We start from the raw sequence: 15,669 nt of genomic DNA on the forward strand, positions 1-15,669 counted from the left end.
ATACCGCCACAGACAGAAATTTCCTACGACATACGAGGAATGGGCTGACTACCACGTCACGGCATAACTGCATTGAATAGTCGACTCCCCACTTGCCGGCCAGGGAGTTTCACACAAAAACGACAAGGAACGTTCAATGCCTCATTCGGAAGCTGCCTACCTGGATTTCTACCCAGAACAAAGCCAGGCCATAACCTTTGCAAGCCAGACCCTTGCTGATTTGGGTGGACCGGAGGCTAAAGGAGTAGCACTTCAGGCTCGTATATTCGCCGATCAACTCGAAAAAGCCTTGAGTGAAGAACAGCGTGCGCTCCTACTGCGCTTCAGTGAAGGCCATCTATCTGCCTTGATGTACAGGCAGATGCACTGTGCCAACGAGCCAATACCAGAATACCTACCCGACATTACCGCCCTGGCGCAAAGCCCTCGCTGCCAATACCTTGCCTCGCGCAATCAACTCCTGCTGGAGCTCGTACGCCACCGCAGTTTCGCCTTCGATATCGACAACGATGGCAAACAGGTCCGCCTGGTCGGCAACTTCAAGGGCGGTGGCCGCGTCCCGCGACCCGACGAAGATCCCTGCCTGGAGGTTGAAACCAGCTCGCATGCGGGCTTGCGCTTAGGGCCACACACTGAAGCACCTTACAACTGCTCAACAAACGCCAGCAACGCTCACTCCCCTGCTCCCTCAGCACTGATTCTCACTGCGCGCTGGAACCCAGCCAATGAACCTACGAATGTCTTCCCACTCCGGGAAATCATCGAACGCTTGAGTAGCCTGGACACACTTGCGCTGACTTCAAAGTCTTTCGACTTCACACGCAGTGACTGCTTCGCTCAGGGACAGGGCAGTGCTGGCAAAGCAGTTTCAATGCTGCAGTTCGAGCCCAATGGCGGTTTCTCTGTTCGATACAACAGCTATCGCTTCAGTCTGAATGAACGTGCCTGCAGCGCTGCGGCGCGCGCGTTCAACGCCTTTCAAAAAGCACTGAGCACTGCACAACCGCTGACGTTTGCCCTGCAACCTGACAGTGCATTGTTGATCAACAACAGCCGAGCCTTGCACGGCCGCGACAAGGTCCAGGACAACCGGCGCCTGCTTATCCGTCAATTCGGATACTCCCCCTTCGCCGTACCGTTGGTGCTCGCTGAAGACCCGCTGCTGGTCCGTGGTTGAGCACAGGAAAATACTCCATGATCGAAATCGACTTGACGTTTGTTCTGCTACTCGCACTGGTTGCACTGATGGCCGGCTTTTTTGATGCTATCGCCGGCGGCGGTGGCCTTATCACGCTCCCGGTGTTGTTTATTGCCGGTGTAGAGCCCTTGGCAGCTATTGCCACTAACAAGTTCCAGGCAGCTTCGGCTACGGTTTCGGCTACGTGCGCCTTCGCCCGCAAAGGCATGATCGACTGGAGACGAGGCAGTCCCATGGCTGTCATGGCGTTTATCGGTGGGGCGCTGGGGGCCTTGTCGATAACTTACGTCCCCAAAAGCGTTTTGCAGGCGTGCGTACCACCACTGCTGATCCTGATCGCCGCCTACTTTGCCTTCAGTCCAAAGCCGAATGAACAAGCGCGCAAGGCAAAGGTATCGACTAGCCTATTCTGCGTGACGGCTGCACCGATCATTGGCTTTTATGACGGCATCTTCGGCCCTGGAGTCGGCTCGTTCTTCATGCTGGCCTGCGTGGTCCTCTTGGGCCAGCACCTCATTCAAGCCGTATGCACCAGCAAGCTTTTGAACGCGGCCTGTAACCTGGGCGCATTATCAGTCTTTTCTCTCAGCGGGGCGATCATCTGGCCGCTGGCGCTGGCAATGGCGCTCGCCGCCTTTATGGGCGCACAATTGGGGGCTCGCTGCGCAGTTCGCTTCGGCTCTCGCCTCATAAAACCGCTGCTGGTCAGCGTCTGCTGCATCATGGCACTCAAACTGCTGCTCGATACCGGCAACCCGCTCGGCGAATGGCTCAACCAGTTCTTCTAGAGAGCACCATGCACATTCAAAAGGCTTCCCCACAGCGCGTGAAGTGGCAGTTTGACGAGCCCGCCCCGGGCAAAGAACTGTTCATCAATGAAGTCTTTGGAAACTACCAGCAACAGGCGCGATTGCTGGTACCTGATATCGAGCGCGCAGCTCCCGCATTCGTTTTGGGGGGCGCGCGTTCCGACTTTACCCGGCTCAACCCCCTGCTTTATCGCCTGCAAGCCGCGGGCATTGGTTCACTCACTGGCAATCTGTCAGGTCATAGCCTCGCCAGCGAGCCAGGCGCAATGGCGCCGTCACTGGCTACGAACCTTGATGAAGCACAGCGTTTCCATGCGCATATCGCGCCTCAATGCCGAACGCTAATAGGCCACAGCCTTGGCGCGGCAATTACGCTTAAGCTCGCAGCGCAGTTGCCACAAGTGGACAGCATCGTATTGATCTGCCCCGCAGTTTATCCAGACCATGCCCACCAGGCGCCGTTCGGCCCGGCATTCACTGCGGCCATCAACAAGCCTTTCGGTTTTCTGGAGAGCGATAGCTATACCTTCCTCAACCAGTTTCGCGGAAGAGTATTGATGGTGATCGGTGAGTACGACGGGCTCAACTCCCAGCGATTCGGCAAAGGCCCCGGCACCAGCGCGGGCAACCTGTGGCTTGCCGGCACTGAACGCTATAGCCCGATTCCTGAAGAAGTTAACCTCGCCTTGATGCGAGCAGTTCCAGCGTCACGTTTGCAATGCCTGTTTCTTACCGACTGCGACCATGGCATCGCGGCACATTTGCGCAGTACTCCGGCAATAGCGGACCAGGTTGCCGACACGGTCGCAACGTTCATCCTCGACAATGCTTAAGGCGTTTAGCATTACTCGATCTCGAACAGACCATTGCGCAATGGCGCCACGCTCAATCGCTCACGCACATCGTCATCTATGCGCGGATCATCCGGCCGGTAGAGTTTCACCTGTCGATACGCATTGATGCGATTGATCTCCTCGCCCAGGTACTCCCACACCACTCGGGTACAGGCCGGGTTGCGCCGGTCGCCGCTGGATACGCCGGCCTTCAGGCCATTCAGCCGGGTAATGCGGCTTTTGAAGCTGGGGATGAGGATGGTCTGGCTCATTTCGTTGAATGTCAGCGACTCGTAGTCGATGAGGAACATCCGGTCCTGCAGCTGGAACGCCGCCCCCAGGTAGCGGCAGCGTACCTCGGCATGCTGATCGGTGGCGCTGGAGCGCTCCTGCCGTTCCTGGCGCTCGAACAGAAAACGGCCGCGTTCTTCCCACAGGTGCACCAGCGACACGAGGATCGTGCCGGGCACCGACATGCAGTTGGAGTACTCGAAGTAGTAACCGCAATAGCGCGAAAGGTTACCGCCATGTTCGTGCAACGGGCGGAACAACTCGCTGATCGGGTCACTGGGCTGCTGGGCCTGGGGCGATACCCGCGCACCGATCAGACGGGCGAACTGCTCGGCGGGCAGGTTCAGTTCGTAATCCTCGACACCGAAAAAGTCGCCGATACGTTTCAGGTTGAAAGCCGTCGGACGGCTTTGCCCGCTCAGGTACTTGTTGAACTGCGCGCGGTTGATCGACAGCTGGCGGCAAACTTCGGAAATAGAGCGGTAGTGGCTACAGGCAAGTTTGAGGTTTGTGGCGAAGTGATCGCTCATATACGGAGTCCAGGTGACGCGAATGACGCCATTGTAGCATCAAGTCGCATCAAGTCAGAGCAATCCGCGAAATTGTAACCACTCTTGTCATAGCCAACCATGCGCCCCAACGAATAGCGGTGCGCCTGCCGTCCGCTGGTCTTTCCACACGAAGAATAAGAATCGAGGTCATTTTCCAATGCTCGAAGTAATCAACGATTTCCTTTCGGGGAAACTCCTCATCGTGCTGATCGTAGGGCTGGGTAGCTACTTCACCATCCGCTCCCGGTTCGTCCAGTTCCGCCACTTCACCCATATGTTCAGCGTGTTCAAGGAATCGCTGCGTGGCCAGGCAGGCCAGCTGAGCTCCTTCCAGGCCCTGATGCTGAGCCTGGCCGGCCGCGTGGGCGCCGGCAACATCGCCGGTGTCGGTATCGCAGTGACTCTTGGCGGCCCAGGTGCCGTGTTCTGGATGTGGGTCACCGCACTGGTGGGCATGTCCAGCAGCTTCTTCGAATGCACCCTGGCCCAGGTGTACAAGCGCGCTGATGGCGACGGCCTGTACCGTGGCGGCCCGGCCTACTACATTCAGCACGGGCTGAAGCGCAAGAGCATGGCCATCGTGTTCTCGATCTTGCTGCTGGTCACCTACGGCTTCGCCTTCATCGGCCTGCAGTCGTACACCGTAACCCACTCGCTGCAGAATGCCTTTGCCTTTGACCCAAGCCACACCGGTATTGTCCTGGCCGTGCTGCTGGCCATCACCTTCATCGGCGGTATCAAGCGCATCGCGGCAGTGTCGGACCTGCTGGTACCCGTCAAGACCCTGGCCTACATCGGCGTGACCCTGTACGTGATCGGCACCCAGATCGAACACGTGCCAGCCATGCTGGAAACCATCTTCAAGAGCGCCTTCGGCCTCGATCCGGCGTTTGCCGGCCTGCTCGGCAGCGCCATCGTCATGGGCGTGAAACGTGGCGTGTTCGCCAACGAAGCAGGCCTGGGCAGTGCACCGAACGTCGCTGCCGTGGCCGCGGTGAAACACCCGGGCGCGCAGGGCGTGGTCCAGGCTTTCAGCGTGTTCCTCGACACCTTCTTGATCTGCACCTGCACCGCACTGCTGATCCTGCTTTCGGGCTTCTACACCCCGGGCTTCGAGGGCGACGGCATTGTCCTGACCCAGAACTCGCTGGCCGCCGTAGTCGGTGACTGGGGTCGCGTGTTCGTCAGCGTGGCGCTGTCGCTGTTTGTCTTTACCTGCATCCTCTACAACTACTACCTCGGCGAGAACAGCCTGCAGTTCCTCAGCCGTAACCGCGTAGTGTTGATGGTGTTCCGTGGCCTGGTACTGGCACTGGTCGTGTGGGGTTCGATGCAAGACCTGTCGACCGTGTTCGCCTTCGCCGACATCACCATGACCTGCCTGGCCTTCGTCAACCTGGTGGCCCTGGCCCTGCTGTTCAAGGTCGGCCTGCGAGTCATGCGCGACTATGACGAGCAGCGCAAGGCCGGTGTAAAGCAGCCTGTGTTCGACTCGTCCAAGTTTGCCGACCTGGACCTGGACCGCAATGCCTGGCCTGCCAATCCTCAGGTGGAAACAGCCACTGACAAAGCAGTCGGCCAAGTTCAGACGCAGCGCTGATATCCTCCCCTGCCCAGCCGCCCCTTCCGCGGGCGGCTTTTCTTTGTCCGCTCACCGCTACGGATGCTTTCCATGCGCGCAGTAAAGAATCTTCTCGTTCTCTATACCGGTGGCACCATCGGCATGCTCGAAACCCCCGAAGGCCTGGCACCGGCCGGTGGTTTTGACGCGCGGATGCGTGAACACTTTGCCCAGATGGCCAATGCACCCCAGGTGCAATGGACACTGCACGAGCTGAACCCGCTGCTCGACAGCGCCAACATGCAACAGCACAACTGGCTGGCGATGCGCGATGCCATCGTCGCGGCGGTGGATGTAGCGGGCCACGATGGCGTGCTGGTGCTGCACGGTACCGACAGCATGGCCTACAGCGCTGCAGCCTTGTCGTTCCTGTTGCTGGGCCTGCCAGCACCGGTAGTGCTGACCGGCTCGATGCTGCCGGCAGGTGCCCCGGACAGCGATGCCTGGGACAACCTGTGCGGCGCATTGCGCCAGTTCGAGCACGGCCTGGAAGATGGCGTGCAACTGTACTTCCACGGTCAGCTGCTGCATGGCTGCCGGGCGTCGAAGCTGCGTAGCGAAGCGTTCGATGCCTTTGCTGAGCTGCCGCGCCATCGTGACGCTGAGCGGGCCGATACGATCCCTGCCGAGCTGGGCTACAAGCAACCGCGCAAACCGGTCAACCTGGCGGTTGTGCCGGTGTTCCCGGGGCTTCAGGCCGGGCATTTGCAGGCCTTGATCGACAGTGGTGTGCAGTGTTTGCTGCTGGAGTGCTACGGCAGCGGTACCGGGCCGTCGGATGACCAGGCGCTGCTGAATGTGCTGAGCACAGCGCGCCAGCGCGGCGTGATGCTGGCGGCTATCAGCCAGTGCCCGGAAGGCTCGGTGGTGTTCGACACCTATGCAGCGGGCAACCGCTTGCGCGGGGCCGGGCTGGTCAGTGGCGGTGGCATGACCCGTGAAGCGGCGCTGGGCAAGATGATGGCGCTACTGGGCGCAGGGTTGGATGCTGACGCAGCAGACCGCTGGTTTGTCCTGGATTTGTGTGGCGAGCGGGCTTGATCAGCGCCCTTGTGGGCCTCTTCGCTACGACGATAGCGTTTCCTGTGTAGGAGCGGGTTCACCCGCGAAGAGGCCCTAAAGGGTGAAAAAATGGCGGAAGGCAGCGGGAGTCGAACCTGCCCGGGAACGGCTGCCGTCCCCAACCGGGTTTGAAGCCCGGCCGCGCCACCGGGCGCGATTGCCTTCCTTGAACTCAGTGCCTGGCGTGCTGTTGAGCCAGGGCGCTGTCGGCGCGGATGTGACGCTGGTCGGCCACCCTCCGGGTCAGGCCGATGCGGTCGAAGTATTCCAGAATCTGCACACTGCGCTTGCGACCGATGCCCAACATATCGCGAAACGCGGCAACCTGCACTATCGTCGTTTCGCTGGCCTGCCCCAGCATCAACGCTGCCATGCGCTGTAGCGTCGCCTCTGGATAGAACAGGTCGCGCACCACCTGATGCACCAGGCCCAGCCGGGCCAACTTGCGCAGTAACAGGCGCACATCGGCTTCGGCACGGTTCTCCTCACTCGCCAGCGCCCTGACCCAGGGTGGGTCAAATTGCCCTGCGATCAACTTCGGCTGCAGACGTGCCCACAATGCACTGTCGGCTTCGCTCAACTGTACCTTGTGATCGGGCAGATGCAGCCATGGCCCGCTGCTGGCGATGGCGCTGTCGTCGAGCAGTTCATCCAGCAAACTGACGAAAGCCGGCCGTTCCAGGGGCAAGGCTACAAATCGCCGCAAGCGATCACGGTCAGGGCCAAGCTGGTCGGGCTCTTGCTCGTGAAAGCGCGCAAGTTGCTCCAGGACCTGCTGCTTGAGCGCCTGCCATTGAGCGTTGGCGAACAGGAGTTGGCCCTGCCGGGTGGCCACCACCCGCACATCGTCCGGTAACTGCCAGGTTTCCCGCAGGCGGTTGAACTGCCGCTCGAGCCGCTGCGGGCTAATGCCGCCCGGTGCACTGGCGAGCAGTGCTGGCAGTGCCTGCTCCAGATCCGCTGCATCGCGCAGCACCTGCAACTGCTGCAGACGGGTATCGCTGCGGCGTTGGCGGCTTGGGGCGAACGGGTCGAGCACCTTGCCGCCGCCCAGTGTGCGTTGGGCGCGCTGATCGCGCAGCACCAGGCGGTCGCCGTGCACGGCCTGCAACGGCGCATTGAGCAACAACTGGGCAAACATGCGTTGGCCGGCAGCCAGGCTTTCGCCTTCGAGCAAGGCGACCCGGGCCGTTACATCCTGGGTGCCGAGGTGCACATGCACAGCACTGAAATGTTCGAAAGCACGCTTCTCGTCAGGTAACAGGTTCAGCTCGATATCCACCCGAACACTGGGCGCATGCAACCATTCAGGCACCAGCCAGTCGCCCCGGTGCACCTGCTCCACGGCCAGGCGCTCGGCAGCGATGTTCAGCGCCACCCGTTGGCCTGCTTCTGCCACCAACGCGGCCTGGTTCTGTGCATGCAGGCCACGCACGCGCACCACCTTGCCGGCCTTGCCCAGCAACAACGTATCACCCGCACTGACCCGCCCGGCCAGTGCCGTGCCGGTGACCACCACTCCGGCGCCGGTAACCGCAAAGGCACGGTCGACGGCCAGGCGAAAACCACCGTGCACACTGCGTTGCCGTGTACCTGCTTCGGCCTCCAGCAGGGCCTGGCGCAACGCTTCCACACCCTCCCCGCTGATGCTCGACAGCGGAAACTGCCGCGCATCGGCATACGGCCCAGGCGCCAGCAATTCACTGACTTGCATCTGCACCTCGGCCAGACGCGACGGCTCGACCCGGTCGCATTTGCTGATCGCCACCAAGGCCTGGGGAATGCCCAGCAGCTCGATGATCGCCAGGTGCTCACGGGTCTGCGGCATGACCCCGTCGTCGGCCGCCACTACCAACAGCACCAGGTCGATGCCATGGGCACCGGCCAGCATGTTGTGGATAAAACGCTCGTGGCCCGGCACATCGATGAAGCCGGTCAGCGGCGCGCCTTCGCTCAGCGCCACATAGCGGTAACCAAGGTCGATGGTCATGCCGCGGGCGCGCTCTTCTTGCCGCTGGTCGCCGGCCTGGCCAGTCAGCGCCAGCAGCAGTGCGGTCTTGCCGTGGTCGATGTGGCCAGCGGTGCCAACGATCACTGCACCGGCCCCAGCTGCAGGGCTGGCAACTGGGCCAGCCACTGGGCTTCGTCATCCAACTGGCGCAGGTCCAGCCACAGGGCATCGTCGTCAATGCGGCCCAGCACCGGCACCGGTAGGTCGCGCAGGGCCCGCTCCAGCACATGCAGGCTGCGCCCGCGCAACTTCTTGGACACTTGCGGGCGCAGGCACAGCGCGGCACTGGGCAAGCGTGCAACCGGCTGGCTGCCACTGCCGATCATGCCCAACGCAGGCTCTACACGGATGGCCCATTGCTCGCCGAGGCGCGCCTGGAGCTCAGGCGCCAGGCGCTCGGCCTGGGCCTGGATTTCGGCCTGGCTGCGGGTCAGCAGACGCAGGCTGGGCAGGCGCTCGGCCAGGCGATCGGGGTTGCGGTACAGCGCCAGCACCGCTTCGAGTGCAGCGAGGGTGATCTTGTCGACGCGCAAGGCACGCTTGAGCGGATTTTTTTTGATCCGGGTGATCAAGTCCTTGTGGCCGACGATAATCCCGGCTTGCGGCCCGCCCAGCAGTTTGTCGCCACTGAAAGTGACGATATCGGCACCATCGGCCAGGGCCTGGCGTACCGTAGGTTCGGCGGGCAGGCCCCAGCGGGTAAGGTCGAGCAGGCTACCGCTGCCCAGGTCTTCAAGCAGCGGCAATTCATGTTGGTGGGCGATACGTGCCAGCTTGGCAGTAGGTACCTGGGTGGTGAAGCCCTGGATGCTGTAGTTGCTGCAATGCACCCGCATCAGCAGGCCAGTGCGCGGGCCGATGGCGGCCTCGTAGTCGCGGGCGTGAGTACGGTTGGTAGTGCCAACCTCGTGCAGCTTCACGCCGGCACGGGCCATGATGTCGGGAATACGGAAAGCACCACCGATCTCGATCAGCTCGCCGCGAGAGATGATGCCTTCCTTGCGCGCGCCCAGGCTGTTGAGCGCTAGCAGCACGGCGGCGGCATTGTTGTTGACCACGGTGACGGCTTCGGCGCCGGTCAGCTCGCGGATCAGGCCTTCGATCAGGTCATCACGGTCGCCACGTTTGCCGGTGGCCAGGTCAAATTCCAGATTGAGCGGGTAACGAGCGGCGGTCTGCATGGCCTCGATGGCTTCATCCGGCAGCAAGGCGCGGCCCAGGTTGGTGTGCAGCACGGTCCCGGTGAGATTGAACACGCGGCGAACCTGGCTGCGTTGCTGGAGGGCGAGGCGTTCGCCGCTGCGGCCAAGGAGTATTTCCGGAGCCAGTTCGGCGCTGCCGAGTTCGCCATTACGGGCGGGCTCGCGCAGGTCATCGAGCAACTGGCGCAGGGTATTCAGCACGGCGTCACGGCCGTGGCGATCGATCAGAGGGAGGCAAGCCGGGTGGCGAAGGAGGGTATCGATGGACGGCAGGCGTGGGGTGTCGCTGGCAAGGCTGTTGGACATGCGGTACTACCTTGGACTGATCCGTTGTCTGTGCTGGCCCATTCGCGGGTGAACCCGCTCCTACAAGTACAGCGTGATCCGGAAGGTTGGCGCAATTACCTGTAGGTACGAAGGCAAGTCGGTGTTTCAGTGTAGACCCTCAGCCACTACCCGGGGCGAGCATCAGGTTGGGCGCCAGGCGATGGAACCCCTCCCCGTCCAGGCGTATATCCAGGGCCAGGGTGGCCAGGTCATCGGCCAGCGGCTCGGCCGCCGCATCGTTCTCCAGGTAGTTCTGCTTCAGGTAGCTGTCGCACCCGGGGCAGCATTCCGCGCGTAGCGGCGCTTTGCCTGGCGCATGGCGATCATCCTCAAGGCTGGTGTAACGCAAGTCCTTGCTCGACTCGCAGTACACGCACTTGACCCGCACCACATGCCATTCACAGGCACACAACGAACAGGCCAGGTAACGTAAACCGTTGTGCTTTCCACGGTTGCGCACCACCCCGGCCATCGCCGGCGAACCACAAGCCGGGCATTGGGCCAGGCTGCCGGCAGGCTCGAGCTGGTGTGCGGGCAGCGCCAGCAACCAGCTGGACCAGGCCGCCTGCAGCGCGGCCCCGAGGAACGGCACCAGTGCTGCTGGCACACCATTGTACTGGCCTGCCAGCAAAGCAATGCCCCAGCCCTTGCGCTGATTGTCATCACTGCCTCGTAGCACCTGCAGCGCCTCACCCAGCGGGCCACTGCGTTCGCCGCTGAGGTGCTCTAGCAGTGCCTGCAACCAGACCAGCCACGGCCCTTCACGCACCAGGCTGTCAGCCGCCAGCGGCGGCAAACCATGATCCATGCACAGGCGCTGACGCTCCTCGGCCACGGGCAAGCCGCTGGGCGGGTTATCCACAAGCTGCTGCTGGATGCGGCATAAACGGGCAATCAGCCTCAGGTAATCGCCAAGCGCGTTGCCCTCGGCCAGATACTCCAGGCGGGCGGCGCGCAGTTCAAACAGGTTGGCGGCAGGCAGGTGCAGAAATGGCGGCGTGACTGCCGACGCTTCGATCTGCCCGGGTTCGAGTAGGGTGCTCAAGCGCTTATCCTTCTTTTCGTCCGTGATCACCCGGCGTCTTGTCGCCGGTCACTTCGCGGTACCACAACTCATGATGCTTGCGGGCCCAGGCGCGGCTGACCCAGCCATGCAGCATGGCGCCGATCGAGCCCTTGATCCAGATGCCGGCGTAGATATGCACGATGATGCTGAGAATCAGCACGAAGGCCGCCAGCGCATGCAGCAGCGCAGACAAGCGAATGGCATCGATGCCAAACCAATGGCTGAAGTATGCACGCCAGATCACCACGCCACTGACCAGCAATACCAGCATGCACACCAGCAGGGTCCAGAACAGCAGCTTCTGCCCGGCATTGTACTTGCCGATCGGCGGTACGCCCTCCTCCTCGTTGCGCATTACCCGGTCCACCCGGCGCAGCCACAGGCGGTCATTGGCGGTGATGAAGTTGGCCCGCCAGAAGCGCAATACCAGGCCGAGGAAAAACACGAACATCGCTACCCCGATGAAGGGATGCAGAATGCGCGTCCACGGCCCGCCGCCGAACAGGTTGCTGAGCCAGAATAGCGCCGGATGGAACAGCGCAAGCCCCGACAGCCCCGCCAGGATGAACAGGATCGCCACCACCCAGTGGTTGCTACGCTCGTTGGCGTTGTAGCGCAGGATGGGTTTGTTGTCGTTCATGGCCGCTGCTCCCCTTGCCCACCGGGCTGCTTCGGATCATAGACATGGACCGACGGGTCCACTTGATGCACGCTTTCGTCCGGCGGTGTCGGGTGTTCATCCTCCTCGACACGCTGTGGGCCGATCCGCACATAGTGGAAGAACCCCGCCAGCACCGCCGCGCCCATGGCCAACAGCGCCAGCGGCTTGGTGAAGCCCTTCCACAACCCCACCAACGGGCTGATCACTGGCTGGTCCGGCAGGCCGGCATACAGCTTCGGCGTGTCGGCATGGTGCAGCACGTACATCACGTGGGTACCACCGACGCCGTCCGGGTCGTACAGCCCGGCCTTGTCGTAGCCTCGCGACTTCAGATCGACGATGCGCTCGGCTGCATGCACTTTCATCTCGTCCTTGCTGCCGAACACGATCGCCCCGGTCGGGCAGGTTTTCACACACGCCGGCTCCAGCCCCACGCTCACGCGATCGGAACACAGGGTGCACTTGTACGCCTTGTGGTCTTTCTGCGAAATGCGCGGGATGTTGAACGGGCAGCCGGTGATGCAATAGCCGCAGCCGATGCAGTGGTCCTGGTTGAAATCGACGATACCGTTGGCGTGCTTGATGATCGCACCCGGGCTCGGGCAGGCCTTCAGGCAACCTGGGTCGGCACAGTGCATGCAGCCGTCCTTGCGGATCAGCCACTCCAGGTTGCCGTCGTCGCGCTCGTGCTCGGTAAAGCGCATCAGTGTCCAGGTCTCGGCAGTGAGGTCCAGGGGGTTGTCGTAGGTGCCGTGGTTGTGGCCAACCTCGTCACGCAGTTCATTCCACTCCGAGCACGCCACCTGGCAGGCCTTGCAGCCGATGCACTTGGTAGTGTCGATCAGCTTGGCGACCTCCTCCTGCTGACGCACCGAGGGCGGCACGGTAGTGGTGGCCGAGCGGGCGATGATGTCTTGGCTGGCCATCAGAGTTTCTCCACTTTCACGAGGAACGACTTGGACTCTGGCGTCTGCGTGTTGCCGTCACCGAGGAACGGCACCAAGGTATTGGTCAGGTAGCCATGCCGGGTAGCGCCGGTGAAGCCCCAGTGCAACGGAATGCCGATCTGGTGCACGGTCTGATTGTTGACCTGCAGCGGGCGAATCCGCTTGGTCACCACCGCCACCGCATCGATATGCCCACGCTTGCTCGACACCCGTACCCGGTCGCCGGCCTTGATGCCTTTCTCGTTGGCCAGCACCTCGCCTATCTCGACGAACTGCTCGGGCTGGGCAATGGCGTTGAGCCGGCAATGCTTGCTCCAGAAGTGGAAGTGCTCGGTCAGCCGGTAGGTGGTCGCCGCATAAGGGAACTCATCGTGCGTGCCGAGGGTGTCCCACACAGAATCGAAGATGCGCCCGGCCGGGTTGCTGGTGGCCTTCTTGTTCTGCGGGTGCAGCGGGTTGATGCCGATCGGTGTTTCGAAGGGCTCATAGTGCTCGGGGAACGGGCCTTCGGCCATCTTGTCGATGGCGAAGAAACGCGCCACGCCTTCGGGGTTCATGATGAAGGGGTTCATCCCCGCCTCGGGCGGCGAGTCGACTTTGAAGTCCGGCACGTCGGTGCCGGTCCAGGCCTTGCCGTTCCACCATACCAGGCGCTTTTTCTCCGGGTCCCACGGTTTGCCTTGCGGGTCGCTGGAGGCACGGTTGTAAAGGATGCGGCGGTTGGCCGGCCAGGCCCAGGCCCAGTTCTGCACCTGATGCATGCCATACGGGTCGCTGTTGTCGCGGCGAGCCATCTGGTTGCCCTGTTCGGTCCAGCTACCGGCGAAGATCCAGCAGCCAGACGCGGTGCTACCGTCGTCCTTGAGCTGACCGAAGCCCGCCAGTTGCTGGCCCGCCTTGATCACCGCGCCAGTCGGGTCGGTGACATCGGCCACCGCCCAGCCGTTCATCTCCTTGGCCAGCTCCTCCGGGGAGGGCTCTTCAGGGATCTTGTACGGCCAGCTGATATTCATTATTGCGTCAGGGTAGGCACCCCCTTCGGCCTGGTAACGTTGGCGCAGGCGCAGGAACAGCTCGCTCATGATCTGCACGTCGGTACGCGTCTCGCCCGGGCCGTCTGCACCCTTCCAGTGCCATTGCAGCCAGCGGCTGCTGTTGACCAGCGAGCCGTCTTCCTCGGCGAAGCAGGTAGTGGGCAAGCGGATCACTTCGGTCTGGATAGAGGCCGTGTCGACATCGTTGAACGGCCCGGCGTTGCGCCAGAATTCCGAGGTCTCGGTGGCCAAGGGGTCCATAACCACCAGCCACTTGAGCTTGCCCAGTGCCGCAGTGACGCGGTTTTTGTCCGGCAGCGCGGCGATGGGGTTGAAGCCCTGGCACATATATCCATTGACTTTGCCCTGGCCCATCATCTCGAACATGCGCAGCACGTCGTAGGCCGGTACATCGAGTTTGGGCAGCCAGTCATAACCCCAGTTGTTTTCCGCCGTGGCGTTGGCGCCGTACCAGGCCTTCATCAGGCTGACGTGGAACTTGCCGTAGTTCTGCCAGTACGACAACTGCCCAGGCCGCAGCGGCTTGGAAGCGCGCTTGTCGATGTAGGCGGCGTAGTCCTGCTCGGCGTCACCGGCGAGGGTCAGGTAGCCCGGCAGCGAGTTGGACAGCAGCCCGAGGTCGGTCAGGCCCTGGATGTTGGAGTGTCCGCGCAGGGCGTTGACCCCGCCACCGGGCATGCCAACGTTGCCGAGCAGCAGCTGGACCATGGCCGCACTGCGGATAATCTGCGCACCGATCGAATGCTGCGTCCAACCTAGCGCATAAAGGATCGTCATGGTCTTGCCCGGAACCGAGCAGGAGGCGATCTCTTCCCAGACCTTCAGCATGGCGTCCTGCGGCATACCACAGGTCATGCTCGCCAGTTCCGGGGTATAGCGGCTGTAATGCTGCTTCATCAGCTGGAACACGCAGCGAGGGTGTTGCAGTGTCGGGTCGACCTTGGCATAGCCGTCCTCACCCAGCTCGTAACCCCAGCCGGACTTATCGGCGTATACACGCTTGGCCTCGTCGTAGCCGCTGAACAGCCCATCCTCGAAGCCATAGTTCTCTTTGACGATGAACGACACGTCAGTGTAGTTGCGCACGTACTCGTGCTGGATCTTGTCGTTGCTGAGCAGGTAGTTGATCAGCCCGCCCATGAAGGCGATATCGGTGCCGGTACGGATCGGCGCGTAGTAGTCCGCCACCGAAGCGGTACGGGTAAACCGCGGGTCGACCACAATCAGCCGCGCCTTGTTGTGCGCTTTGGCCTCGGTCACCCACTTGAAGCCGCACGGATGCGCTTCTGCTGCGTTGCCACCCATCACCAGAACCAGATTCGCGTTGGCGATATCGGACCAGTGGTTGGTCATGGCGCCACGGCCGTACGTCGGGGCAAGACTTGCCACCGTCGGGCCATGTCAGACACGTGCCTGGTTATCGAACCCCAGCATGCCTGTTGCGCGGATGACCTTGTGGGTCAGGTAGCCAGCCTCGCTGGAAGCGGCGGAAGCGGCAAGAAAACCGGTGGAGAGCCAGCGGTTGACCGTTTGGCCTTGGGCATTCTTCTCGATGAAGTTGGCATCGCGGTCCTGCTTCATCAGGTCGGCGACGCGGTCCAGCGCCTCGTCCCAGCTGACCCGCACCCACTCTTTGCTGCCCGGCTTGCGAACTTCGGGGTACTGCAGGCGGCTCGGGCTGTGGATAAAGTCCAGCAAGCCGGCGCCTTTCGGGCAAAGTGTGCCGCGGTTGACCGGGTGGTCGGCGTCCCCTTCGATATGGATGATGTTCTGTTTGACGTTCTTACCCGCATCACCCTGGCTGTACAGGATCAGGCCGCAGCCGACCGAACAGTAGGGGCAGGTGTTACGGGTTTCTTTGGTATGCGCCAGCTTGAAGTGACGCACCTGCTCGGCGAATGCCGGCGTTGGGGCCATGCCCAACGCCGCAAGGCTCGAGCCTCCAAGGCCGACGGCGGCGACCTTGAAGAACTGCCGACGGTTCAGGTCCATCGTGCACTCCTGATCAGGTGGTGGACGCGCGGAACATTGCCGG

At 62.1% G+C, this 15,669-nt stretch carries 12 protein-coding genes and 1 tRNA gene; 5 read left to right on the plus strand and 8 right to left on the minus strand.

The window, feature by feature from the left end; genetic code table 11:
* The first annotated feature begins 136 nt into the window (after positions 1-136).
* From ACF8FG_RS00145 to ACF8FG_RS00155, 3 genes are read left to right on the plus strand one after another with little or no spacing between them, the layout of a single operon-like run.
* Entirely contained in the window at positions 137-1,177 is a 1,041-nt protein-coding gene (locus ACF8FG_RS00145; protein WP_076402483.1) for a TauD/TfdA family dioxygenase, read from the plus strand.
* Between the two features lie 17 nt (positions 1,178-1,194).
* Positions 1,195-1,986, plus strand: a complete 792-nt coding sequence (locus ACF8FG_RS00150) for a TSUP family transporter (RefSeq protein WP_014589492.1) — start codon at positions 1,195-1,197, stop codon at positions 1,984-1,986.
* An 8-nt stretch (positions 1,987-1,994) separates the two neighbouring features.
* A complete protein-coding gene (locus tag ACF8FG_RS00155; protein ID WP_014589491.1) occupies positions 1,995-2,840 on the plus strand; it encodes an alpha/beta hydrolase in 846 nt (281 codons plus the stop codon).
* 11 nt (positions 2,841-2,851) lie between these two features.
* Here ACF8FG_RS00155 and ACF8FG_RS00160 read toward each other — a convergent pair whose 3' ends face one another.
* Positions 2,852-3,661, minus strand: coding sequence for a helix-turn-helix transcriptional regulator (locus tag ACF8FG_RS00160; protein WP_014589490.1), 810 nt, complete (start codon positions 3,659-3,661; stop codon positions 2,852-2,854).
* A 178-nt stretch (positions 3,662-3,839) separates the two neighbouring features.
* On the opposite strand from ACF8FG_RS00160, the gene ACF8FG_RS00165 reads away from it, so the two are divergent.
* Both ACF8FG_RS00165 and ACF8FG_RS00170 read left to right on the plus strand, forming a co-directional pair.
* Positions 3,840-5,282: a sodium:alanine symporter family protein gene (locus ACF8FG_RS00165; RefSeq protein ID WP_014589489.1), complete on the plus strand. Its 1,443-nt coding sequence runs from the start codon at positions 3,840-3,842 to the stop codon at positions 5,280-5,282.
* Between the two features lie 63 nt (positions 5,283-5,345).
* Positions 5,346-6,344 carry an asparaginase gene (locus ACF8FG_RS00170; protein ID WP_119714199.1) on the plus strand — a complete coding sequence of 333 codons (999 nt, stop codon included), beginning with the start codon at positions 5,346-5,348 and terminating at the stop codon, positions 6,342-6,344.
* A gap of 91 nt (positions 6,345-6,435) precedes the next feature.
* On the opposite strand, the gene ACF8FG_RS00175 is transcribed toward ACF8FG_RS00170, so the two are convergent.
* From ACF8FG_RS00175 to fdnG, 7 genes are all read right to left on the minus strand, one after another.
* A tRNA-Sec gene (locus ACF8FG_RS00175) sits at positions 6,436-6,531 on the minus strand.
* Between the two features lie 6 nt (positions 6,532-6,537).
* On the minus strand, positions 6,538-8,460 hold the full coding sequence (selB, locus tag ACF8FG_RS00180; RefSeq protein WP_119714300.1) for a selenocysteine-specific translation elongation factor: 1,923 nt from the start codon (positions 8,458-8,460) through the stop codon (positions 6,538-6,540).
* Positions 8,457-9,884: an L-seryl-tRNA(Sec) selenium transferase gene (gene selA / locus ACF8FG_RS00185; RefSeq protein WP_019439166.1), complete on the minus strand. Its 1,428-nt coding sequence runs from the start codon at positions 9,882-9,884 to the stop codon at positions 8,457-8,459. Before selA ends, selB begins: the two co-directional genes overlap by 4 nt.
* A 139-nt stretch (positions 9,885-10,023) precedes the next feature.
* Positions 10,024-10,950: a formate dehydrogenase accessory protein FdhE gene (gene fdhE / locus ACF8FG_RS00190; RefSeq protein ID WP_014589485.1), complete on the minus strand. Its 927-nt coding sequence runs from the start codon at positions 10,948-10,950 to the stop codon at positions 10,024-10,026.
* Positions 10,951-10,954: 4 nt separating this feature from the next.
* Positions 10,955-11,611, minus strand: coding sequence for a formate dehydrogenase subunit gamma (locus tag ACF8FG_RS00195; protein WP_011953329.1), 657 nt, complete (start codon positions 11,609-11,611; stop codon positions 10,955-10,957).
* Positions 11,608-12,558 carry a formate dehydrogenase subunit beta gene (gene fdxH, locus ACF8FG_RS00200; RefSeq protein WP_076402481.1) on the minus strand — a complete coding sequence of 317 codons (951 nt, stop codon included), beginning with the start codon at positions 12,556-12,558 and terminating at the stop codon, positions 11,608-11,610. Before fdxH ends, ACF8FG_RS00195 begins: the two co-directional genes overlap by 4 nt.
* Positions 12,558-15,626, minus strand: coding sequence for a formate dehydrogenase-N subunit alpha (fdnG, locus tag ACF8FG_RS00205; protein WP_144179856.1), 3,069 nt, complete (start codon positions 15,624-15,626; stop codon positions 12,558-12,560). The genes fdxH and fdnG overlap by 1 nt, the downstream gene beginning before the upstream one ends.
* Between the last annotated feature and the right edge of the window lie 43 nt (positions 15,627-15,669).

It is taken from the genome of Pseudomonas sp. YQ_6 (assembly GCF_043103245.1).
GTDB lineage: Bacteria > Pseudomonadota > Gammaproteobacteria > Pseudomonadales > Pseudomonadaceae > Aquipseudomonas > Aquipseudomonas alloputida.